Source organism: Cereibacter sp. Soil_C_27, from assembly GCF_057657095.1.
Map to the genome: position 1 here is coordinate 469,291 of NZ_JBDGJD010000002.1, position 19,607 is coordinate 488,897.

The 19,607-nt window shown below is 68.1% G+C and carries 21 protein-coding genes and 1 tRNA gene; 9 read left to right on the forward strand and 13 right to left on the reverse strand.

The window, feature by feature from the left end; translation table 11 throughout:
- Complete coding sequence (locus tag AC3A5Z_RS09210; RefSeq protein WP_487519064.1) at positions 1 to 186, forward strand: hypothetical protein; 186 nt, start codon at positions 1 to 3, stop codon at positions 184 to 186.
- A gap of 81 nt (positions 187 to 267) precedes the next feature.
- Here AC3A5Z_RS09210 and AC3A5Z_RS09215 read toward each other — a convergent pair whose 3' ends face one another.
- The 8 genes from AC3A5Z_RS09215 to AC3A5Z_RS09250 all read right to left on the reverse strand — a co-directional run bounded on the left by AC3A5Z_RS09215 (position 268) and on the right by AC3A5Z_RS09250 (position 6,009).
- Positions 268 to 1,350, reverse strand: coding sequence for a 2'-deoxycytidine 5'-triphosphate deaminase (locus tag AC3A5Z_RS09215; RefSeq protein ID WP_487519065.1), 1,083 nt, complete (start codon positions 1,348 to 1,350; stop codon positions 268 to 270).
- A 63-nt stretch (positions 1,351 to 1,413) separates the two neighbouring features.
- Positions 1,414 to 1,491 (reverse strand) — tRNA-Pro (locus AC3A5Z_RS09220).
- A 63-nt stretch (positions 1,492 to 1,554) separates the two neighbouring features.
- Positions 1,555 to 2,538, reverse strand: a complete 984-nt coding sequence (locus AC3A5Z_RS09225) for a MerR family transcriptional regulator (protein ID WP_487519066.1) — start codon at positions 2,536 to 2,538, stop codon at positions 1,555 to 1,557.
- A gap of 11 nt (positions 2,539 to 2,549) precedes the next feature.
- The gene (gene ihfA / locus AC3A5Z_RS09230) at positions 2,550 to 2,852 is read right to left on the reverse strand and encodes an integration host factor subunit alpha (protein WP_487519067.1); all 303 of its coding nucleotides are present in this window, start codon (positions 2,850 to 2,852) and stop codon (positions 2,550 to 2,552) included.
- A gap of 88 nt (positions 2,853 to 2,940) precedes the next feature.
- Positions 2,941 to 3,912 carry a beta-ketoacyl-ACP synthase III gene (locus AC3A5Z_RS09235; protein ID WP_487519068.1) on the reverse strand — a complete coding sequence of 324 codons (972 nt, stop codon included), beginning with the start codon at positions 3,910 to 3,912 and terminating at the stop codon, positions 2,941 to 2,943.
- On the reverse strand, positions 3,912 to 5,030 hold the full coding sequence (gene plsX, locus AC3A5Z_RS09240; RefSeq protein WP_487519069.1) for a phosphate acyltransferase PlsX: 1,119 nt from the start codon (positions 5,028 to 5,030) through the stop codon (positions 3,912 to 3,914). The genes AC3A5Z_RS09235 and plsX overlap by 1 nt, the downstream gene beginning before the upstream one ends.
- 27 nt (positions 5,031 to 5,057) lie before the next feature.
- On the reverse strand, positions 5,058 to 5,264 hold the full coding sequence (rpmF, locus tag AC3A5Z_RS09245) for a 50S ribosomal protein L32 (protein WP_107662060.1): 207 nt from the start codon (positions 5,262 to 5,264) through the stop codon (positions 5,058 to 5,060).
- Between the two features lie 160 nt (positions 5,265 to 5,424).
- The gene (locus tag AC3A5Z_RS09250) at positions 5,425 to 6,009 is read right to left on the reverse strand and encodes a YceD family protein (RefSeq protein ID WP_487519070.1); all 585 of its coding nucleotides are present in this window, start codon (positions 6,007 to 6,009) and stop codon (positions 5,425 to 5,427) included.
- Positions 6,010 to 6,240: 231 nt separating this feature from the next.
- Between AC3A5Z_RS09250 and AC3A5Z_RS09255 the strand changes: the two genes are divergently transcribed.
- A complete protein-coding gene (locus tag AC3A5Z_RS09255) occupies positions 6,241 to 6,732 on the forward strand; it encodes an outer membrane protein assembly factor BamE (RefSeq protein ID WP_487519071.1) in 492 nt (163 codons plus the stop codon).
- Positions 6,733 to 6,792: 60 nt separating this feature from the next.
- Here AC3A5Z_RS09255 and msrB read toward each other — a convergent pair whose 3' ends face one another.
- Positions 6,793 to 7,188, reverse strand: coding sequence for a peptide-methionine (R)-S-oxide reductase MsrB (gene msrB / locus AC3A5Z_RS09260; protein ID WP_487519072.1), 396 nt, complete (start codon positions 7,186 to 7,188; stop codon positions 6,793 to 6,795).
- A 117-nt stretch (positions 7,189 to 7,305) separates the two neighbouring features.
- Here msrB and AC3A5Z_RS09265 point away from each other — a divergent pair, with 117 nt between their 5' ends.
- Positions 7,306 to 8,043 carry a GNAT family N-acetyltransferase gene (locus AC3A5Z_RS09265; RefSeq protein WP_487519073.1) on the forward strand — a complete coding sequence of 246 codons (738 nt, stop codon included), beginning with the start codon at positions 7,306 to 7,308 and terminating at the stop codon, positions 8,041 to 8,043.
- Here the strand turns inward: AC3A5Z_RS09265 and AC3A5Z_RS09270 are convergent.
- Positions 8,040 to 9,155: a Gfo/Idh/MocA family protein gene (locus tag AC3A5Z_RS09270; protein ID WP_487519074.1), complete on the reverse strand. Its 1,116-nt coding sequence runs from the start codon at positions 9,153 to 9,155 to the stop codon at positions 8,040 to 8,042. The two genes, AC3A5Z_RS09265 and AC3A5Z_RS09270, sit on opposite strands and share 4 nt — an antisense overlap.
- An 80-nt stretch (positions 9,156 to 9,235) precedes the next feature.
- Here AC3A5Z_RS09270 and AC3A5Z_RS09275 point away from each other — a divergent pair, with 80 nt between their 5' ends.
- The 5 genes from AC3A5Z_RS09275 (at position 9,236) to iolB (ending at position 15,789) form a co-directional block, all read left to right on the forward strand.
- Positions 9,236 to 10,075 (forward strand): MurR/RpiR family transcriptional regulator, encoded by an 840-nt coding sequence (locus AC3A5Z_RS09275; protein WP_487519075.1) that lies wholly within the window; start codon positions 9,236 to 9,238, stop codon positions 10,073 to 10,075.
- 119 nt (positions 10,076 to 10,194) lie between these two features.
- Positions 10,195 to 12,102: a bifunctional 5-dehydro-2-deoxygluconokinase/5-dehydro-2-deoxyphosphogluconate aldolase gene (locus AC3A5Z_RS09280; protein WP_487519076.1), complete on the forward strand. Its 1,908-nt coding sequence runs from the start codon at positions 10,195 to 10,197 to the stop codon at positions 12,100 to 12,102.
- The gene (gene iolD, locus AC3A5Z_RS09285; protein WP_487519077.1) at positions 12,099 to 13,928 is read left to right on the forward strand and encodes a 3D-(3,5/4)-trihydroxycyclohexane-1,2-dione acylhydrolase (decyclizing); all 1,830 of its coding nucleotides are present in this window, start codon (positions 12,099 to 12,101) and stop codon (positions 13,926 to 13,928) included. Before AC3A5Z_RS09280 ends, iolD begins: the two co-directional genes overlap by 4 nt.
- 14 nt (positions 13,929 to 13,942) lie before the next feature.
- Positions 13,943 to 14,848: a myo-inosose-2 dehydratase gene (gene iolE, locus AC3A5Z_RS09290; RefSeq protein ID WP_487519078.1), complete on the forward strand. Its 906-nt coding sequence runs from the start codon at positions 13,943 to 13,945 to the stop codon at positions 14,846 to 14,848.
- Positions 14,849 to 14,982: 134 nt separating this feature from the next.
- A complete protein-coding gene (gene iolB / locus AC3A5Z_RS09295) occupies positions 14,983 to 15,789 on the forward strand; it encodes a 5-deoxy-glucuronate isomerase (RefSeq protein WP_487519079.1) in 807 nt (268 codons plus the stop codon).
- Here iolB and AC3A5Z_RS09300 read toward each other — a convergent pair.
- On the reverse strand, positions 15,786 to 16,232 hold the full coding sequence (locus AC3A5Z_RS09300; RefSeq protein WP_487519080.1) for a hypothetical protein: 447 nt from the start codon (positions 16,230 to 16,232) through the stop codon (positions 15,786 to 15,788). The two genes, iolB and AC3A5Z_RS09300, sit on opposite strands and share 4 nt — an antisense overlap.
- A gap of 193 nt (positions 16,233 to 16,425) precedes the next feature.
- Here AC3A5Z_RS09300 and AC3A5Z_RS09305 point away from each other — a divergent pair, with 193 nt between their 5' ends.
- Positions 16,426 to 17,466, forward strand: coding sequence for a sensor histidine kinase (locus AC3A5Z_RS09305; RefSeq protein ID WP_487519081.1), 1,041 nt, complete (start codon positions 16,426 to 16,428; stop codon positions 17,464 to 17,466).
- 61 nt (positions 17,467 to 17,527) lie between these two features.
- Here AC3A5Z_RS09305 and AC3A5Z_RS09310 read toward each other — a convergent pair whose 3' ends face one another.
- A complete protein-coding gene (locus AC3A5Z_RS09310) occupies positions 17,528 to 18,472 on the reverse strand; it encodes a nucleoside hydrolase (protein ID WP_487519082.1) in 945 nt (314 codons plus the stop codon).
- Between the two features lie 104 nt (positions 18,473 to 18,576).
- Complete coding sequence (locus tag AC3A5Z_RS09315) at positions 18,577 to 19,581, reverse strand: Fe(3+) ABC transporter substrate-binding protein (protein ID WP_487519083.1); 1,005 nt, start codon at positions 19,579 to 19,581, stop codon at positions 18,577 to 18,579.
- Positions 19,582 to 19,607: the final 26 nt, after the last annotated feature.

A 19,607-nucleotide genomic window follows, 5' to 3' on the forward strand; every position in this document is an offset into this window, starting at 1 on the left:
ATGAAACTGAGCAGCATCATCGGCAAGATCACCGGGATCTTCGGCAAGGGCGCGAAGCCCGCCAAGACGGTGGCGAAGAAGACCAAGGAAGACGCGACCGCCCAGCGGCTGCAGGGCAACACCGCCCGCGAGGCCGCCAAGCGCGCCCGCAAGGCCGCCCGCATCACCCGCCGCGTGGGGCGGTGAGGCAAGCTCTGCTGCCCGCGCGGGCTTCGGGAGCGGCGTTCGGTGCTGGAAGACCGGGGCAGCCCTCAGGGCTGCTTCGGCTCAGGCGCCGCTGACGCGGAAATGCTTCGACAGTTTAAGCCCCTGGCCCTGATAGTTCGAGGCGATGCCCGCGCCATAGAGCATGTCGGGCAGGACACTCATCCTCTCGTAGACCAGCCGCCCGACCACCTGACCGTGCTCCAGCACGAAGGGCGCCTCGTGGCAGCGAACCTCCAGCACCCCGCGCGAGCCCGAGCCTCCGGCCGCGGAATGGCCGAAGCCGGGGTCGAAGAAGCCCGCGTAATGCACGCGGAACTCGCCCACCATCGCCAGATAGGGCGCCATCTCGGCGGCGCAGTCCGGCGGGATCGTCACGGATTCGCGGCTGACGAGGATGTAGAAGGCGCCGGGGTCGAGGATGATCCGGCCTTCGGTGGTCCGCACCTCCTCCCAGTAGTCCGGGGCGGCGTAATGGCCGATGCGGTCGAGGTCGATCACCCCGGTATGTGGCTTGGCCCTGTAGCCCACCAGATCGCCCTCTGACGGCCGCAGATCGACCGAGAAGCCCAACCCCTCGGAAATCAGCGCCTCGCCCGAGACGAGCGGCTCCTTGCGGTGCAGCGCGTGCAGTTCAACGTCAGAGAGCACCGCCTGACCGCTGCGGAAGCGGATCTGGTTCAGCCGCATGCCGGGCCGCACCAGCACCGAAAAACTGCGCGGGCAGACCTCGGCATAGAGCGGGCCGGTGTAGCCCTCGGGGATGCGGTCGAACTCCACCCCGCCATCGGCGATGGTGCGGGTCAGAAGGTCCAGCCGCCCGGTGGAGGATTTCGCATTGGCGACCGCCGTCACGCCCTCGGGCAGGGCAAGCGATTCCAGGAGCGGGATGACATAGACACAGCCCTTCTCCAGCACGGCCCCGGCGGAGAGATCGACGCGGTGCATCTCGAATTCGGCGATGCGGTCGGCGACCGAGCGGCCATGCCCCGCCAGGAAGGAGGCGCGGACACGGTAGGCGACATGGCCCAGCCGCAGGTCGAGGCTGGCGGGCTGAATCTGCTCGGCCAGCACCGGCGGCTCGGCACGGATCACGCCGGCGTCGATCATCGACCGGAGGGTTTGCGATGCGAGCACGCCGGTCATGTCATTCCCCTTCGGTGAAAACGCAACGGCCCGCCCCTGTTGCCAAGGGCGGGCCGTTTCGGTTGGTCGGGCCGGCGAGATTCGAACTCGCGGCCTTCCGCCCCCCAGACGGACGCGCTAACCAGGCTGCGCCACGGCCCGACACGCGGGATACATAACGAGTTTACCGGCAGGAGCAAGCAGGAAAGCGCATCCTTTTTCGCCTTACCTGCGCCCGCCGCGATGGGCCGAAGCCAGCCGCTCGCGCAGCTCCAGAAGCCGTGCCTGCAAAGGCGCCAGCGCCGCCTGGCGGCCGCGCAGCGCCCCCGGCGGCAGCGACCGAAGCGCGGCGGGCAACCAGAAGCCAGGCTCCTCGGGCAGGGAATCGGGGTCGAAATCGGCGGCCGAATCGACCGGCGCCGGGGCAGGGGCTGCCGGGGGGGCAGCGGGTGCGGTGCTCTCCTGCGTGGCGACGGAGGTCGGTTCGTCGGCAGGCTCGCCGCCGTCTTCCGTCTCGAAGGCGAGCGCCTCCGGTTCGACGGCGGGCTCTTCGCTCTCGTCCGCGGAGATGGCGAGCTCCTCCGGCTCCCCCACCAGATCGGGCAGCTCCACCGGGCCCTCCTCCACCAGCTGCGTCTCGGCAGCATCGGGGGCCAGCGTGTCGCCCGCCGGGTCGAGCGTGGGCTCGGGGTCGGCAAACTCCTCGGCAGAGGCCTCAGGCGGCTCTGCGACGGCCTCTGCCGCCTCCAGGCGCGCCGGATCGGCCTCCGCGGGTTCCTCAGCCGCAATCGCCTCCGCCACCGGCTCCGGCACGGAAGCGACGGGGGCGAAGGCCACCACCTCGCCCCGCCGCGGGGCCTCGGGCTCGGCCACATAGGCAAAGCCCGCCTGATCCACCTCGGCCTCGTCGATCTGCGGGCCGAGATCGATGCCGCGGGCGTCGCCGCCCAGACCGGCCACATGGCGCACGCCCTGCTCGCGCAGGATCTTCTGCACGCCGCGGATGGTCATGCCCTCGTCATGCAGAAGCCGCTTGATCCCCGCCAGAAGCGCGATGTCGGCTGGGCGGTAGTAGCGGCGACCGCCCGCACGCTTGACCGGACGGATCTGCGGAAACCGGCTTTCCCAGAAGCGCAGCACATGGGCCGGGGTCTCGAGAACCTCGGCGACCTCGCTGATCGTGCGAAAGGCGTCGGCAGATTTTTCCATCCGGTTTCCGATCAGCGTTTCGCGCCAGCGGCCACGCGATCTTTCATCAGATGCGACGGCCGGAAGGTCAGCACGCGGCGCGGGCTGATCGGCACTTCGTCGCCGGTCTTGGGGTTGCGGCCGATGCGGGCCGACTTGTCGCGCACCGAGAAGGTGCCGAAGGACGAGATCTTCACCGTCTCGCCCGAGGCCAGCACATCGGAGAGATGTTGCAGAACCGATTCAACAAGTTGCGCGGATTCGTTGCGCGACAGGCCGACCTCGCGGAAGACGGCTTCGCTTAGATCCATGCGCGTCAGAGTCTTTTCGCTCATCCCATCCCCCGGATTGATTTCACGCAGGATGAGCGGTTTGATTTTCCGAGTCAATATCAACGGCTTGGAAGGGCAGGTTGATGCGCGCTTACCAGCGCAAAACCACCGAGCCCCAGGCCAGCCCGCCACCGATCGCCTCGGTCACCAGAAGGTCGCCGCGCTTGATCTGTCCACGCGCCTTGCCGACCGACAGCGCGAGGGGAATCGAGGCTGCCGAGGTGTTGCCATGATCCTGCACCGTCAGCACCACGCGGTCCATCGGAACCTGCATCCGCTGCGCCGTGGCACTGATGATGCGCAGATTGGCCTGATGCGGCACGATCCAGTCGACATCGGCGCTGGAGAGTCCCGCCTTGTCGAGCGCGACATGCGCCGTCTCGGCGAGTTTCTCGACAGCATGGCGGAAGACCTCCTTGCCCTGCATGCGCAGGTAGCCGGTCGTCCCGGTGGAGGAGCCGCCATCGACATAGAGGAGATCTCGGTAGCGCCCGTCGGAGTGAAGATCGGTGGACAGGATGCCGCGGTCCGACGGCGCGCCCTCCGTCTCGGCGGCCTCGAGGATCAGCGCTCCCGCGCCGTCACCGAAGAGCACGCAGGTGGTGCGGTCGGTCCAGTCCATCAGCCGGCTGAAGGTCTCGGCTCCGATCACCATCACGCGTTTCGCCTGACCCGAGCGGATCAGCGCATCGGCGTTGGCCAGCGCGAAGACGAAGCCGGCGCAGACCGCCTGCACGTCATAGGCAAAGCCCCGGCTCATGCCGATCGCCGCCTGCACCATGGTCGCGGCGGAGGGGAAGGTGAGATCGGCGGTCGAGGTGGCAAGGATGATCGCGTCGAGATCGTCGGCCTGCATCCCCGCATCGTCGAGGGCGGCACGCGCGGCGCGGGCGGCAAGATCGGAGGTCGTCTGGCCCTCCGCCGCGAAATGCCGCCGTTCGATCCCGGAGCGGCTGCGGATCCATTCGTCGGAGGTGTCGATCCGTGCTTCGAGTTCAGAGTTCGGCACGATCCGATCGGGCAGGTAATGCCCGACGCCCATCACCACGGCGCGCGTTGTCATTATTTGATACCGTTGCCTGAATTGCTTGGGGCGCTGTCGTCCCGGGGGGCATCCTGCCCCGCGCGGCCAGCCGATGCAACCCGTGCCGCAAGCCGGTCGTTGAAGCCCGACTGCGCCAGTTGGAAGGCCAGCTTGATCGCCGCCGAGACGCCGGTCGCATCCGCCGAGCCGTGCGATTTGACCACGGTGCCGTTCAGCCCGAGGAAGACGCCGCCGTTCACCCGGCGCGGATCTATCCGTTTCTGCAGCCTTTTCAGCGATCCGAGCGCCAGCACGGCGGCCATCTTAGACAGGACGTTGGCCCCGAAGGCCTCTCGCAGGAAGTCCGAGATCAGCTTGGCAGTGCCCTCGCCGGTCTTCAGCGCGATATTCCCGGTGAAGCCGTCGGTCACGATCACGTCACAGCGGTTGCCGGGAATGTCACCGCCTTCGATGAAGCCGACATATTCGTAGCCGCCTGCCGTGGCATGGGCCGCGATCAGGTCATTGGCCAGCTTCAGCTCGGCGCTGCCCTTGTGATCCTCGGTGCCGACGTTCAGCAGCCCGACGCGCGGACGGTCGAGGTTCAGGCCGTTGCGCGCATAGGAGGCGCCCATCGTGGCATATTGCAGGAAGTCGCCGGCGTCCGCCTTGATGTCGGCGCCCACGTCCAGCATCACGTTGAAGCCGCCGGGATTGCGCGAGGGCCAGAGGCAGGCGATGGCCGGGCGGTTGACCCCGGGCAGCTTGCGCAGCCGGATCATCGACACCGCCATCAGCGCGCCGGTATTGCCGCAGGAGACCGCGACCGTGGCCTCGCCCTTCTTCACGCTCTCGATGCAGGACCACATCGAGGTGCCCTCGCCATGGCGCATGACTTGGCTGGGCTTGTCGTGCATGGTGACGACGCGGGGGGCGTGACGCAGCTCGCAGCGATCGGCCAGCTCCTTGCGGCGGCCGATGAGGCCACGCAGCTCGGCCTCGTCGCCATGCAGGATGAAGGCGACGTCGGGGTTCTTCTCCGCAGACTGGACCAGACCGGCAACGACGGCTGCCGGCCCGCGATCCCCACCCATCGCGTCAACGGAGATGACGATGCGCCCCGCGCCCTTGACCGGAGATGTGCTTCCGTTCGACATGGCGGCTCTGGCGCTGACCGGAGCGGCTTACGCCGCGTCCTCGTCCAGATCGGTCTCGGTCGTCATGGCGACGACTTCGCGGGCATCATAGTGGCCGCAGGCGCCGCAGACGTGGTGCGGGCGCTTCAGCTCGCCGCAGTTCGAGCATTCGGCGGGGTTCGAGGCCACGAGAGCGTCATGGGCCCGGCGCATGTTGCGCTTGGATTTGGTGACTCGGTTCTGAGGGACTGCCATGTCTCAACCTTGGGTTACTGAGGGGCAAGCCCCTGATTTTCCTTTGGGATCTGGCCATTGCCCAAACGGCAGGGCGCGTCGGATCCACGCTTTGAACGAGGCGCGGAACATAGTGGGATTCTGGCCCGGCGCAAGCCCCTTTCGCATCTCGGCCCGGCGATCAGGCGCTTCCGCCCTCGCCACCACCCGTGAGCTTGTCCTTCAACGCCGAAAGCCCGGCGAAGGGACGCAGATCCTCGTTGCGCAGCGGCGCGGCACCGGGGGGTGCCACGGCCAGCTCTCCCAACTCCGCCCCCGGCGCGCGGGGATAGAGCGGCAGCGCCAGTGCAAGCGCCTCGACCGCCACGGCCCCGGCATCGATGACCTCCGGCAGTTGCTCGCTGGTGTCATCCTCCGGCATCTCGACCTCGTCACCCTCGGGCGCGGCGTACTCCGCCAGATAGCGGCGCGTCACCGGCTCGTCGATCGCGGTCGTCACCGGGGCAAGGGTGATGCTGCAGGGCTGCACCACCGTGGCAACGAGTCGCGCCTCCAGCACGAAGTCGTGCCGGCCCGCCGCCCGGATCTCGCCCTTGAAGCTGAAGCCGCGCACCTCGGAAATGCCGAGGAGCGCCGCCACCAGCGCCTGCGTGGCCGCGTTTGGCTTGATGGCGAAATGGGTCGGCTTGCGCGACGGCAGCGCCGAGACGCGGAACGGGAGGGAGACCGGCAGGTCTTCGCTCGAAGCGTGCATCGGGTCGGACATGGCGTGTTTCTTTCGGAATACGGGGTATTTCTGGCATGCACCCCCGCCTCCTGCGGGCAGCGCATCCCTGCGGTGGTCGGCAGGTCCGGCAGCATCCCTCGGCGGCGAGCCGGCCACGCGTTCCTTTCTTGAACCCGAGGCTGACCTTCTGTAAGCCGGAGACAAAGCCGGGACGGACGGTAGCGTCCGGTTTGGGATACGGGGCTTCGGCCCCCAAGGCAAGAGGTCGGTATGGGCGGGGCAGGCGGGTTCAAGACGGTTGCGCTGATCCGGGGCGCGCGGCGCGCGGTGCTGGGTCTGTGTGTCTTCGCGGTCGTGGCCTGTGCGCCCGTCTATCGCAATCACGGCTATGCCCCCGAGGACAGCGCCCTGGCGCAAATCACCGTCGGCCAGGACACGCGCGAAACCGTGGCCGAGATCGTCGGCCGCCCCTCGGCGGCGGGTCTGCTGAACGACGAGGGCTGGTATTACGTCCAGAGCCGCTATCGCCTCTTCGGCGCCAAGAAGCCCGAGGAGATCGAGCGTCAGGTGGTGGCGATCAGCTTCACCCCCGGCGGCATCGTCGAGAATGTCGAGCGCTTCGGTCTGGCCGAGGGCAAGGTGGTGCCGCTGTCGCGCCGCGTGACGAAGACCAACATCAAGGGCGTCAGCCTGATCGGCCAGCTTCTGGGCAACATCGGCCAGTTCCGCGCCGACCAGTTCATCGAGCCCGACGATCGCTGACCCGACGACCGCTGACCCGGCAGCCGGCGACCTGCGGTCGCCAGCCCCGGGGCCGAAGGATCACTCCTTCGGCTCGAAGGTCATCGCCACGCCGTTCATGCAGTAGCGCAGCCCGGTCGGCTGCGGCCCGTCGGGGAAGACGTGGCCCAGATGCGACTCGCAGGTGGCGCAATGAACCTCGGTGCGGCGCATGAAGAACTTGCGATCCTCGCTGGTCTCCACCGCCTCCTCACCGATCGGCGCCCAGAAGCTTGGCCAGCCGGTGCCGCTCTCGAACTTCTGCGCCTGATCGAACAGCGCCGCGCCGCAGCCCACGCAATGGAAGACGCCCGGCTGCTTGGGGAAATCGTCATGCGTGCCCGCACGTTCGGTGCCGTGCTGGCGCGTGACCTTGTAGGCCTCGGGCGAGAGCTGGGCGCGCCATTCGGCATCCGTCTTGGTGATACGGTCTGTCATTCTTTCACTCCTGATGGCTCCATCCTGTCGCATTGCGGTGGCCGCTTGCCTGCAGGATATGTCGCAGTCATATCTAGGATGCCCGTCCCGCTTCGCCAAGGCATGAGGAGTTCGCCTGTGCTGGCCCTGAGCAAAGGCCGCTATGCCGCGCGCATGGCGCTCTCGCCCCAAGACCTTCAAGCCTGTCAGGCCCTGCGCCAACGTGCCTTTCGCAAGACGGGCGAGGGGCTGGACGCCGATGCCTTCGACGCGCTCTGCAGCCATGTGATGGTGGAGGAGACGAAGAGCGGCAGCCTTGTCTGCTGCTTCCGCCTGCTGCCGCTGACCGGCGGGGGCGAGATCGGCCGCAGCTATTCGGCGCAGTTCTACGAGCTTTCGGCGCTCGAGAGCTTCGCCGGGCCGATGGTTGAACTCGGGCGGTTCTGCATCCATCCCGATTGGCGCGACCCCGATATCCTGCGCGTGGCCTGGGGGGCGATGACGCGCATGGTGGACGAGACCGGGGTGGAGATGCTCTTCGGCTGCTCCTCCTTCCAGGGTACCGAGGCCGAGGATCACGCCGATGCCTTCGCCATGCTGAAGGACAGCCATCTCGCGCCCAGCCGCTGGCTTCCGCGGGTGAAGGCGCCCAACGTCTTCCGCTTCGCCCAGAAGCTGGCGCGCAAGACCCCCGACATCAAGCGCGCCATGCTGGGGATGCCGCCGCTCTTGCGCACCTATCTGCTGATGGGGGGCTGGGTGTCGGATCATGCGGTGGTGGACCGCGACCTGAACACCCTGCATGTCTTCACCGGGCTCGAGATCCGTGCCATCCCGCCCGCCCGGGCAAGGCTGCTGCGTGGGGTGGCGGGTTAGAGCGTCACCCGCTGCCCCGTTCGCGCGCTTTCGGCCATGGCATGGATCGCCCGCTCGAAGGCCAGCGCATCGGTGAAATCGGGATGGGCCTTCGCGCCGCCCGACAGCGCCTCGACCAGCGCCGCGCATTCGATCACCTTCAGGTCGTTGAACCCCAGCTGATGCCCCGGTGCCGGGCAGAAGGCGCCGTAGGGCGGATGCGCCGGGCCGGTGAGGATGGTCTTGAAGCCCTGCTCGGCCAGCGGCCCGCGGTTCTGGTAGAGCTGCAGCTCGTTCATTCGCTCCTGATCGTAGACGATCATGCCCTCGGTGCCATGCACTTCGAACCCCAGCCGCGACTTCCGCCCCCAGGCCGAGCGCGAGATCACCATCGACCCCTGCGCGCCGCCGGCAAAGCGCAGGAGTGCCGAGGCGGCGTCCTCGTTCTCCACCGCCGCGCGCCCGCCTTCGGGCAGGGGCCGGGTCTGATGGATCACCTGCGTGTCGGCGATCAGGCTCTCCACCGGCCCCATGAGCCCGGTCGCGAGCGAGACGAGGTGGCAGCCGAGATCGCCGAGCGCGCCCAGCCCCGCCTCGGCCAACGTCGCGCGCCAGGTCCAGGGCAGCTCGGGATCGGCCTGATAATCCTCGTCCACCCAGCCGCGGAACTGCACCACGCGGCCGATGGCGCCCTCGTCCAGCAGGCGCTGCGCATGGGCATAGGCGGGGTTGCGCAGGTAGTTGTAGCCGACCAGCGTCACCACCCCCGCCTTGCGCGCCGCCGCTTCCATTTCCTCGGCCTGCGCCAGTGTCAGCGCCATCGGCTTCTCGCACCAGACATGCTTGCCCGCCGCCAGCGCCGCGAGCGCCATCTCGTGATGCAGCCGGTTCGGCGTTGTGATCGACACCACCTGCACCGCCGGATCCGCCACCAGCGCCCGCCAGTCGTCGGTGGCGCGGGCAAAGCCCAGCTGTCCGGCAAAGGCCTCGGCCCGGTCCAGCGGCGTGTCACAGAGCACCGCCAGCTCCGGCACCGCCGCGCAACCCATCACCGCCTTGACATTGCGCCAGGCGAGGGCATGGGTTTTGCCCATGAAACCCGTGCCGATCACGCCGACGCCGATCTTTGTCATTCCGCCCTCCGAGCTTTCCGATTGGAATATTTGTTCCATCCGTGTAGCCTGAGCCCGTTTCGTCCTGCAAGGAAAACCGCATGGATCATGCTGCCCCGCCGTTTCCGGCTCCGACCACGGTGGAGGAGTTCCGCGACCGTCTTTCGGCGCTGTCGGACAGCCTGCCGCGGCGGATGCGGCAATGCGCCGATTTCGTCGCCGCCAATGCCGATCGGATCGCGGTCTCGACCGTGGCGGAACTGGCGGCGGGGGCGGAGGTGCCGCCTTCGGCGCTGATGCGCTTCTGTCAGATCATGGGGTTTTCCGGCTTCTCGGAAATGCAGAAGCTGTTCCGCGACGCCTATACCCCCGGCTGGCCGGATTATTCCACGCGGCTGCGCAACCTGAAGGACAATGGCGCGGGCAGCCCTGCGGCGTTGTTGGCGGAGTTTGTCGAAGCCGGGCGGCTGTCGCTGGAAGCGCTGGCGAAATCGGTGGACGAGGCGGCGCTGGAGGCGGCGGTGGCGCGGCTGGCCAAGGCCGAGACAGTGCATGTCGTCGGGCTGCGGCGGGCCTTTCCGGTGGCGAGTTACCTCGCCTATGTCTTTGAAAAGATGTCGGTTCCGGCGATGCTGCATGACGGGGTCGGCAAGCTCGACCACCGTTTCGCGCTGCGGCCGGGTGACGCGCTGCTGGCGATCACCTTCGCGCCCTATTCCGAGGAGACGCTGACGCTGGCGCAGGATGCGCGGGCGCGGGGGTTGCCGGTGGTGGCCATGACCGACCATCTGACCAGCCCGCTGGCCCGGCTGGCCGATGCGGTGGTGGCGGTGCCCGAGGTGGATTTCGGCGCCTTCCGCTCGCTTTCCGCCACCATCGCCATGGCGCTTGCACTGGCGGTTGCCGTGGGTTCGGCGCGGGATGAGGCCTCGACCAGCTGAGCCGCAGAAAATGCTTCCCCTGACGGGGCGAATGGAATAAATATTCCAAAACGTCCTGCGAGCCGGCTCCACACGGCGATGCACAACCGATGCACAGGACATGCACGGGAGGGGAGTCCATGAAGACGCTCGACGTCATCACCATCGGCCGCTCGTCGGTCGACCTCTACGGCGCGCAGGTCGGCGGGCGGCTGGAGGACATGGGGTCTTTCCAGAAATACATCGGCGGCTCGCCCACCAACATGGCGGCGGGCACCGCGCGACTGGGGCTGAAGTCGGCGCTGATCACCCGGGTCGGCGACGAGCACATGGGCCGCTTCATCCGCGAGGAGCTGGCGCGCGAGGGCGTCGACGTGCGCGGCGTGGTCACCGACCCCGAACGGCTGACGGCGCTGGTGCTCCTGGGCATCCGCGACGAGACCCAGTTTCCGCTGATCTTCTACCGCGAGAATTGCGCCGACATGGCGCTTTGCGAGGAGGACATCGATCCGGCCTTCATCGGCGAGGCGCGGGCGGTGGTGGCGACCGGCACGCATCTGTCGCATCCGCGCACCGAGGCCGCCGTGCTGAAGGCGCTGCATCTGGCGCGGGAGGCCGGGGCGCAGACCGCGCTCGACATCGACTATCGCCCGAACCTCTGGGGGCTCGCCGGCCATGGCGCGGGCGAGAGCCGCTTCATCGAGAGCGCCGCCGTCACCGCGAAATTGCAGGCGACGCTGCAACTCTTTGACCTGATCGTCGGCACCGAAGAGGAGTTCCACATCGCGGGCGGCACCACCGACACCATCGCGGCGCTGCGGGCGGTGCGCGCGGTTTCGGCCGCGACGCTGGTGTGCAAGCGCGGGCCGATGGGGGCCGCGGCCTTCAGCGGCGCCATTCCCGACAGTCTGGACGAGGGCGAGGCGGGGCCGGGCTTTCCCATCGAGGTGTTCAACGTGCTGGGGGCGGGCGACGGCTTCATGTCGGGGCTGCTGAAGGGCTGGCTCGACGGCGAGCCCTGGCCGGTGGCGCTGACCTATGCCAATGCCTGCGGCGCCTTCGCGGTCAGCCGGCACGGCTGCACCCCCGCTTATCCGAGCTGGGAAGAGCTGCAGTTCTTCCTGAAACGCGGCGTCGTCACCCCGGCGCTGCGCAAGGATGCGGCGCTGGAGCAGGTGCATTGGGCGACCAACCGGCATGGCGACCGGCAGACCATGCGGGTCTTCGCCTTCGACCACCGGATGCAGCTGGAAGCGATGCCGGGGGCGGATGCGCGGAAGATCGGCGCCTTCAAGGAGCTGTGCCTTGCGGCGGCGCTGCAGGTGGCGGAGGACCAGCCGGGCCACGGCATTCTCTGCGACAGCCGTCTGGGGCGGCGGGCGCTGCATCGTGCGGCGGGCACCGGTCTCTGGATCGGGCGGCCGGTGGAATGGCCCGGCTCGCGCCCGCTGGAACTGGAGCCGGAGATCGGGCCGGATTTCGGCGGGTTGTCGGAGTGGCCGCTGGAGCATGTGGTGAAGGTGCTGTGCTTCTGCCACCCGACAGATACGCCGGAGATGCAGGCAGCGCAGGAGGCGACGGTGACGCGGCTGTTCCACGCGGCGCGGCGCAACCGGTTGGAGTTCCTGCTGGAGATCATCCCGTCGAAGGTCGGGCCGGTGGACGACGAGACCTCGGCAACGCTGATCCGGCGGTTCTACGAGATCGGCATCTACCCGGACTGGTGGAAGCTGGAGCCTTTCACCACTGACGCCGCCTGGGCCGGGGCCTGCGCGGCGATCACCGAGAACGACCCGCATGTGCGCGGCGTTGTGGTGCTGGGGCTGGATGCGGGCGAGGCCGAACTGGCCGCCTCGCTGGCGCTTGCGGCGCGGCATGATCTGGTGAAGGGTTTCGCCGTGGGCCGCACCATCTTTGCCGATGCGGCGCGCGGCTGGCTGGCCGGAGAAATGGACGACGCCGCGGCGGTCGAGATGATGGCGCAGCGTTACCGGAGGCTCTGTGCGCTCTGGGATGCGGCGCGCGGGACGAGAGGACTTGCAGCATGACCACGATCCGTCTGACCGCCGCGCAGGCGATGATGCGCTGGCTTTCGGTGCAGCTGACGCCGGAGGGCGACCGTTTCATCGAGGGCGTCTGGGCGATCTTCGGCCATGGCAATGTGGCGGGGATCGGCGAGGCGCTCGAGGGCATGGGCGACGCGCTGCCGACCTGGCGCGGCCAGAACGAGCAGACCATGGCCCATGCGGCCATTGCCTATGCCAAGGCCAAGCAGCGGCGGCGGGCGATGGCGGTGACCTCCTCGATCGGGCCGGGGGCGACCAACATGGTGACGGCGGCGGCGCTGGCGCATGTGAACCGGCTGCCGGTGCTGCTGATCCCGGGCGATGTCTTTGCCAACCGGGGGCCGGACCCGGTGCTGCAGCAGATCGAGGATTTCGACGACGGGACGGTCTCGGCCAACGACTGCTTCCGGCCGGTCAGCCGCTATTTCGACCGGATCTCGCGGCCCGAACACCTGCTGACCGCGCTGCCGCGGGCGATGCGGGTGATGACCGACCCGGCGAATTGCGGGCCGGTGGTGCTGGCCTTCTGCCAGGACGTGCAGGCCGAGGGCTTCGACTGGCCGGAAGAGTTTTTCGCGCCGACGGTCTGGCACATCCGCCGCCCCGAGCCCGACGCGCGGGAGCTGGGGGAGGTGGCGGCGGCGCTGAAGGCGGCGAAGGCGCCGGTGATCGTGGCGGGGGGCGGGGTGCTTTATTCCGGGGCGGAGGCGGCGCTGGCGGCCTTTGCGGCGAGGCACGGGATTCCGGTGGTGGAGACGCAGGCGGGCAAGGGGGCGGTGGATTGGGAAGATCCGCTGAACTTCGGCTCGCCCGGGGTCTGCGGCAGCGACTGCGCCAACAGGATTTGTGCCGAGGCGGATCTGGTGCTGGGGATCGGCACGCGGTTTCAGGATTTCACCACCGGCAGCCGGACGCTGTTCGCCAACCCGGCGCGGCGGCTGATCTCGGTGAACCTCGCGGGCTATGATGCGTCGAAACACGGGGCGATGCCGCTTGCCTGCGACGCCAAGGTGGCGCTGGAGCGGATCGGGGAAGGCCTCGGGGCGCATCGCTTCGAGGGCCCGGACCCCGGGCTGCGCGAGGCCTGGTTCGCGGCGACGGGCAAGGTTATGGCGGCGCCGGAGGCAGGGAATGCGCTGCCGTCGGATGCGCAGGTGATCGGCGCGGTGCAGCGCCATGCCGGGCCGCGGACGCTGGTGATGTGCGCGGCGGGGACCATGCCGGGGGCGCTGCAGGTGCTCTGGCGGTCGTCGAAGGGCGGCTATCACATGGAATACGGCTTTTCCTGCATGGGCTACGAGATCGCGGGGGCGCTTGGCATTGCCATGGCCGAGCCGGAGCGCGAGGTGATCTGCTTCGTCGGCGACGGCAGCTACATGATGGCCAATTCCGAGCTGGCGACGGCGGCGATGATGGGTATCCGCTTCACTGTCGTGCTGACCGACAACCGCGGCTATGGCTGCATCAACCGGCTGCAGCAGGGCACGGGCGGGATGCCGTTCAACAACCTCTATGCCCAGAGCCGGATCGTGAACCCGCCGGCGCTGGATTTCGTCGCCCATGCGGGCTCGATGGGGGCCTTTGCGGTGAAGGCCGCGGATATCGCGGCGCTGGAGGCGGAGCTGGCGGCGGCGCAGGAGCGCGCCGGGCCTTCGGTGATCGTCATCGACACCGAGGCCGAGACCGGCGCGGGGATCGGCGGCGGCTGGTGGGATGTGGCGGTGCCGGAGGTCGGGCGGACCGAGAAACTGGCGCAGGCGCGGAAGGACTATGAAGTGAACGTGGGCCGTCAGCAGGTTGGCGGCTGAACAGAAGGTGATGCATGATCCTCTACGGCACCAATCCGATCGCCTGGTCGAACGATGACGACCAGACGCTCGGCGCGCATATCTCGCTGGAGAACTGTCTCGACGATTGCGCGAAGATCGGCTTCGACGGCATCGAGAAGGGCCACAAGTTCCCGACCACGGTCGAGGGGCTGAAGGGCGTTCTGGAGCCGCGCGGCCTGCGCTTCGTCTCGGGCTGGCATTCGACCAACCTGCTGGTGAACCCGGTCGAGGCCGAAAAGGCGGCGATGCAGCCGTTTCTCGACATCCTCAAGGGCATGGGCTGCAAGGTCATCATCGTCTGCGAGACCTCGAACGCCATCCATGGCGCCGACGGCACGGCGGTGAACGACCGCCCCGTGCTGGACGAGGCCGATTGGCCCGGCTTCTGCGCCGGGATCGAGGCGCTGGCGGCCTTCTCCGCGGCGCAGGGCATCGCGCTGGTCTACCATCACCACATGGGCACCATCGTCGAGACCGAGGCCGAGATCGACCGGCTGATGGCGGGCACCGGGCCGCATACCCATCTCTTGCTCGACACTGGGCATTGCTTCTTCGGCGGCGGCAATCCCGAGGCGCTGGCGCAGCGCCACATGGGCCGGGTGCGGCATATCCATGCCAAGAACGTGCGCCCGGCGATCATGCGCGAGGTGCGCGATCAGGGGCTGTCCTTCCTCGAAGGCGTGCGCCGCGGCGTCTTCACCGTGCCGGGCGATGCCGAAGGCGGCGTCGATTTCGTGCCGGTGCTGAAGGTCGCCGCGGAACATGGCTACGAGGGCTGGCTGGTGATAGAGGCCGAGCAGGATGCGGCAGTGCGCGACCCGGTGGTCTATCAGTCGATGGGGCTGAAGGCGCTGCGGGAGATGGCGGAGGCTGTGGGGCTGGATCGTTCCGCTGGTTGAGAGCGCCGGGGGGCTTCGCGCCCCCCAGCGCATTCCGGGGGAATGCGCGTGCTTCGCTGAAAACCTGCCACTGGCAGGTTTTCCGGGCGCTCAGCACCCCCGAGGATATTTAAGGACAGAAAATGAGGGGCGGGATGGAATTGTTGCGCAAGCCGAGGGGCGTTTCGGGGAAGGTGCATGACATCTCCGTGGAGGATGCAGGCTGGGGCTATGTCGGTTTCGGGCTTTACCGACTGGCTGCGGGCGAGCTCGCGGCGGAGGTGACGGGAGAGCGGGAGGTGATCCTCGTGCTGGTCGAGGGCAAGGCGCGGCTTTCGGCGGGGGGCGAGGACTTCGGCGAGCTGGGGGAGCGGATGAGCGTCTTCGAGAAGACGCCGCCGCATTGTCTCTATGTGCCGAACGGCAGCGACTGGGCGGCGGAGGCCAGCACCGACTGCGTGCTCGCCGTCTGCTCGGCACCGGGCAAGGGCGGCCACGCCGCCCGGCGGATCGGGCCGGAGGGCATCGCGCTGACCCAGCGCGGGCAGGGCGCCAACACCCGCTTCATCAACAACATCGCGATGGAGACCGAGGATTATGCCGACAGCCTGCTGGTGACCGAGGTCTTCACTCCCTCGGGCAACTGGTCCTCCTACCCGCCGCACCGGCATGACGAGGACGACTTCCCGCGCATGACCTATCTGGAGGAGACCTATTACCACAGGCTCAACCCGGCGCAGGGCTATGGCATCCAGCGGGTCTTCACCGAAGACGGGACGCTCGACAAGACCATGGCGGTGCAGGATCATGACGTGGTGCTGGTGCCGAAGGGGCATCACCCCTGCGGTGTGCCCTATGGCTACGAAATGTATTACCTGAACGTCATGGCCGGGCCGATCCGCAAGTGGCGCTTCGGCAACCACCCCGACCACGACTGGATCTGGCAGCGCGACAACGCCTAGCCGTCGACCGTCATCAGGGCGAGCCGGAGGCCCGGCGCATTGCCGTGCAGTTCGGCCTCGACCATCTGCGGGTCGGGCAGCGAGGGCATCAGCACCACGGCCTGTCCGGCGTAGCGCAGCCGGTGCAGCCGCATCACCACCTCGGCGGCGTCGAGACTGTCGGAGACGAGGGGAAACAGGACGCGGTGCGGGGACAGCCGGGTGAGCAGGCTTTTCGTCAGGGTGGAGAATCGGGTGAGCTCTATCGTCGCATGCCGCGGCAGGCGGTTGATCAGCGCCAGCGACTCGGGCGATTGGATGAGGAGCAGCGTCTCGTCATGCTCTTCGGGCGCCGGAAACCCCAGAGGCGGCAGCGTCAGCGCCGCACCACCCGACAGCCGGAGGGCGCGGGGGGACGGCGAGGGTGCCGGGCTTTCGGTGCGGATGAGACGTAGATGTGACACAGGACAAGCCTAGACCAGAGACGTGGGGCGAAAACGTGGCGGAAGCTGCCGCGGATAAAATTGGAATGCGGCGGATAGGATAATCGGTTCCGTGCCGACAGCGTGACGTAACGTCAGACGGCGGAAATGCGAGAATTGGCCCCGGCCCCGGCTTCGGCTATAGAGCGCGGGAGCAGTCTCGGGCGGGAGCAGGATGGAATCGAAGTTCATGAGATCGGTGCTCGCCGGGGTGCCGCTGCCGCTCGTGCTGATCGACGCGGCCGAGCGGATCCGCGCCGCCAACGCCCCGGCGATTGCGCTGTTCGGCGAAGGGATCGTCGGGCGCCACTACATCCTCGCGATGCGCCAGCCGGGACTGCTCGACGCGATCGAGGGCACGTTGCGGCACCGCCAGCGCGGGCAGGCGCGGCATATCGTGACCGGCCCGTCGCGCGAGGTGACCTACCGCGTCACCGTCTCGCCCGTGGATGGCGAGGGCCGGGGCGGGGCGCTCTGCGCCTTCGAGGATATCACCGAGCAGGAGCAGATGGGGCAGATCCGCCGCGACTTCGTGGCCAATGTCAGCCACGAGCTGCGCACGCCGCTGACCGCGCTTCTGGGTTTTATCGAGACGTTGCAGGGGGCGGCGCGCGACGATCCAGCGGCGCGGGCGAAGTTCCTCGGGATCATGGCGCGCGAGGCCGAGCGGATGAACCGGCTGGTGCGGGATCTCCTGTCGCTGAGCCGGGTCGAATCGGACGAGCGGGTGCGGCCGACCGGGCTGATCGACATCATCGGGCTGATCGACAGCACGGCGACGACGCTGCGCCCGATGGCTCAGGCGGCGGGCGTGCAGATCGAACGGGTGGGGCTGCCGGGGCCGCTGATGCTGCCGGGAGACGGCGATCAGCTGACGCAGGTGTTCCACAACCTGATCGAGAATGCAGTGAAATACGGCGCGCCGGGCAAGCTGGTGACGGTGCAGGTCGGGCCGGAGGCGCAGGCGCTCGGGCGTCTGGGGCCGGCGGTGCGGATCGAGGTGGTCGACCGCGGCGAGGGCATCGACCCGATCCACCTGCCGCGGCTGACCGAGCGGTTCTACCGCGTCGACAGCCACCGCTCACGCGAACAGGGCGGGACCGGGCTGGGGCTGGCGATCGTCAAGCACATCATCAACCGCCACCGGGGGCGGTTCCGGATCGAGAGCGAGCTGGGGCAGGGCAGCCGGTTCATCGTCATCTTGCCGAAGGGGTGAGGTTTCGGCGGGGCGCTTCTGGCGCTTGGGGGGAGTGGAACCCCACCCTACGCGGGCGTCATCAGAGGCGGGCGATGCGGTCGGTGAGGAGGGCGAAGAAGCCGTCGGCGTCGAGCTCGCGCATGAAGAGCGCGTTCGGGGCGCGGCCGCTGACGCCCCACCAGTCGGCCACGGTCATGCCGGTGGTGAATTTTCCCTCGGTCTCGATCTCGACATTGATGCGGCGGCCCGAGAAGAGCTCGGGGCGGATCAGCCAGGCGATGACGCAGGGGTCATGCAGGGGGGCGCCGTCGGAGCCGTATTTCGCCTTGTCGTAGCGTTCGAAGAAATCGGTCCACTCGGCGACCATCGAGCCGGGGTTGGTGCCCATGGCGCGGAAGGCCTCGACCCGCTCGGAGGTGGTCAGGGCGCCGTGGGTTACGTCGAGTGGCATGACCACCAGCGGGATACCGGACTTGAAGACGATCTCGGCGGCTTCGGGATCGACGTAGATGTTGAACTCGGCGGCGGGGGTGATGTTGCCCACCTCGAAATAGGCGCCGCCCATCAGCACGATTTCCTGCACCCGCTCGACGATGTCGGGGGCGCGGTCGAAGGCGGTGGCGATGTTGGTCAGCGGGCCCAGCGCGCAGAGCGTCACGGTGCCCGGAGCCTCGCGGCGCAGGGTGTCGATGATGAAGTCGACGGCGTGCTGCTCCTGCAGCGCCATCACCGGCTCGGGCAGCACCGGGCCGTCGAGGCCGGTCTTGCCATGCACATGCTCGGCGGTGACGAGGGCGCGGGCCAAGGGCGCGTCGCAGCCGGAGAACACCTTCATGTCCCAGCGCCCGGCCAGTTCGCAGATGATGCGGGCGTTCTTCTGGGTCAGCGGCAGCGGCACGTTGCCGGCGACGGCGGTGATCCCCAGCACGGTCAGCTCCTGCGGGCTGGCCAGAGCGAGGAGGATCGCCACGGCGTCGTCCTGACCGGGGTCGGTGTCGATGATGATCTTGCGCGGTGCCGGCATGACTGCTCCTCCTTAAGCTGAGCACAAAACCCCAAGCTGTCGGAGTTGTCCATGTGAAAGGAGGGCCGCAGCCCTCCTTATCCTGGTCTTCGTGACAGGCTGGATCAGCCGTCGAAGTCGACTTCTTCCATCAGCTTCAGCGCGTCGGCGCGCTGTGCCGCGACCTCCATCAGGTTGAGCGTGTCGGGGGTGAACTCGCCCCAGCTTGCCACCAGCTCCGAGCGCTCCACGCCCGGCTTCACCGGGAATTCGTGGTTGGTCTCGGCATAGATGTGCTGCGCCTCGTCGGAGGAGAGGAACTCCATCAGCTTCAGCGCGGCGTCCTTGTTCGGCGCCGATTTGGTCATCGCCACACCCGAGACGTTCATGTGGGTGCCGCCGTCTTCGAAGGTCGGGAACACGATCCGCACCGAGTCGGCCCATTCCTTCTGCTCGGAGTCGTTCACCATCTGGCCCATGTAATAGGTGTTGCCGAGGCTAATGTCGCATTCGCCGGCCCAGATCGATTTCACCTGATCGCGGTCGCCGCCGTCGGGCTTCTTGGCGAGATTGGCCTTCAGCCCCTCGACCCAGGTCTTCGCCGTCTCCAGCCCGTCATGCGCGATGACCGCGCCGAGCAGCGCCACGTTGTAGTCGTTGGTGCCCGAGCGAGTGCAGATGCGGCCCTTCCACTTGTCGGAGGCCAGATCCTCGTAGGTGGTCACCTCGCCATCGGCCACGCGCTCCTTGCTGGCGTAGACGATGCGGGCGCGGGTGGTCAGGCCGAACCACTGGTCATCGGGATCGCGGAATTCGGCGGGGATGTTGGCTTCCAGCACCTCGGACTGCACGGGCTGGGTGACGCCGGCATCGACCACCTGCATCAGCCGGGCGATGTCGACGGTCAGCACCAGATCGGCGGGCGAGCGGTCGCCCTCGGCCTGCAGCCGCTCGACCATGCCCTTGTCGACGAAGGCGATGTTCACGTCGATTCCGGTCTCGGCGGTAAAAGCGTCGATCAGCGGCTGGATCAGCTCGGGCTGGCGGTGGGAATAGATGTTCATTTCCTCGGCGAGCGCGGGAAGGGCGGTGCTGCCGAGGGCGAGCGCGAGAAGGCTGGTGCGGAGCATTGTTGAGTCCTCTACTCGGAATATGG

What these genes read in the sequence shown, in the direction of transcription:
- iolD (WP_487519077.1), top strand. Translation starts at nt 12,099, where the DNA reads ATGACCACGATCCGTCTGACCGCCGCGCAGGCGATGATGCGCTGGCTT.
- rpmF (WP_107662060.1), bottom strand. Translation starts at nt 5,264, where the DNA reads ATGGCAGTCCCTCAGAACCGAGTCACCAAATCCAAGCGCAACATGCGC.
- msrB (WP_487519072.1), bottom strand. Translation starts at nt 7,188, where the DNA reads ATGACAGACCGTATCACCAAGACGGATGCCGAATGGCGCGCCCAGCTC.
- iolB (WP_487519079.1), top strand. Translation starts at nt 14,983, where the DNA reads ATGGAATTGTTGCGCAAGCCGAGGGGCGTTTCGGGGAAGGTGCATGAC.
- AC3A5Z_RS09215 (WP_487519065.1), bottom strand. Translation starts at nt 1,350, where the DNA reads ATGACCGGCGTGCTCGCATCGCAAACCCTCCGGTCGATGATCGACGCC.
- AC3A5Z_RS09270 (WP_487519074.1), bottom strand. Translation starts at nt 9,155, where the DNA reads ATGACAAAGATCGGCGTCGGCGTGATCGGCACGGGTTTCATGGGCAAA.
- ihfA (WP_487519067.1), bottom strand. Translation starts at nt 2,852, where the DNA reads ATGAGCGAAAAGACTCTGACGCGCATGGATCTAAGCGAAGCCGTCTTC.
- AC3A5Z_RS09310 (WP_487519082.1), bottom strand. Translation starts at nt 18,472, where the DNA reads ATGCCGGCACCGCGCAAGATCATCATCGACACCGACCCCGGTCAGGAC.
- AC3A5Z_RS09225 (WP_487519066.1), bottom strand. Translation starts at nt 2,538, where the DNA reads ATGGAAAAATCTGCCGACGCCTTTCGCACGATCAGCGAGGTCGCCGAG.
- AC3A5Z_RS09305 (WP_487519081.1), top strand. Translation starts at nt 16,426, where the DNA reads ATGGAATCGAAGTTCATGAGATCGGTGCTCGCCGGGGTGCCGCTGCCG.
- AC3A5Z_RS09210 (WP_487519064.1), top strand. Translation starts at nt 1, where the DNA reads ATGAAACTGAGCAGCATCATCGGCAAGATCACCGGGATCTTCGGCAAG.
- iolE (WP_487519078.1), top strand. Translation starts at nt 13,943, where the DNA reads ATGATCCTCTACGGCACCAATCCGATCGCCTGGTCGAACGATGACGAC.
- AC3A5Z_RS09250 (WP_487519070.1), bottom strand. Translation starts at nt 6,009, where the DNA reads ATGTCCGACCCGATGCACGCTTCGAGCGAAGACCTGCCGGTCTCCCTC.
- AC3A5Z_RS09275 (WP_487519075.1), top strand. Translation starts at nt 9,236, where the DNA reads ATGGATCATGCTGCCCCGCCGTTTCCGGCTCCGACCACGGTGGAGGAG.
- AC3A5Z_RS09255 (WP_487519071.1), top strand. Translation starts at nt 6,241, where the DNA reads ATGGGCGGGGCAGGCGGGTTCAAGACGGTTGCGCTGATCCGGGGCGCG.
- AC3A5Z_RS09280 (WP_487519076.1), top strand. Translation starts at nt 10,195, where the DNA reads ATGAAGACGCTCGACGTCATCACCATCGGCCGCTCGTCGGTCGACCTC.
- AC3A5Z_RS09315 (WP_487519083.1), bottom strand. Translation starts at nt 19,581, where the DNA reads ATGCTCCGCACCAGCCTTCTCGCGCTCGCCCTCGGCAGCACCGCCCTT.
- AC3A5Z_RS09235 (WP_487519068.1), bottom strand. Translation starts at nt 3,912, where the DNA reads ATGACAACGCGCGCCGTGGTGATGGGCGTCGGGCATTACCTGCCCGAT.
- plsX (WP_487519069.1), bottom strand. Translation starts at nt 5,030, where the DNA reads ATGTCGAACGGAAGCACATCTCCGGTCAAGGGCGCGGGGCGCATCGTC.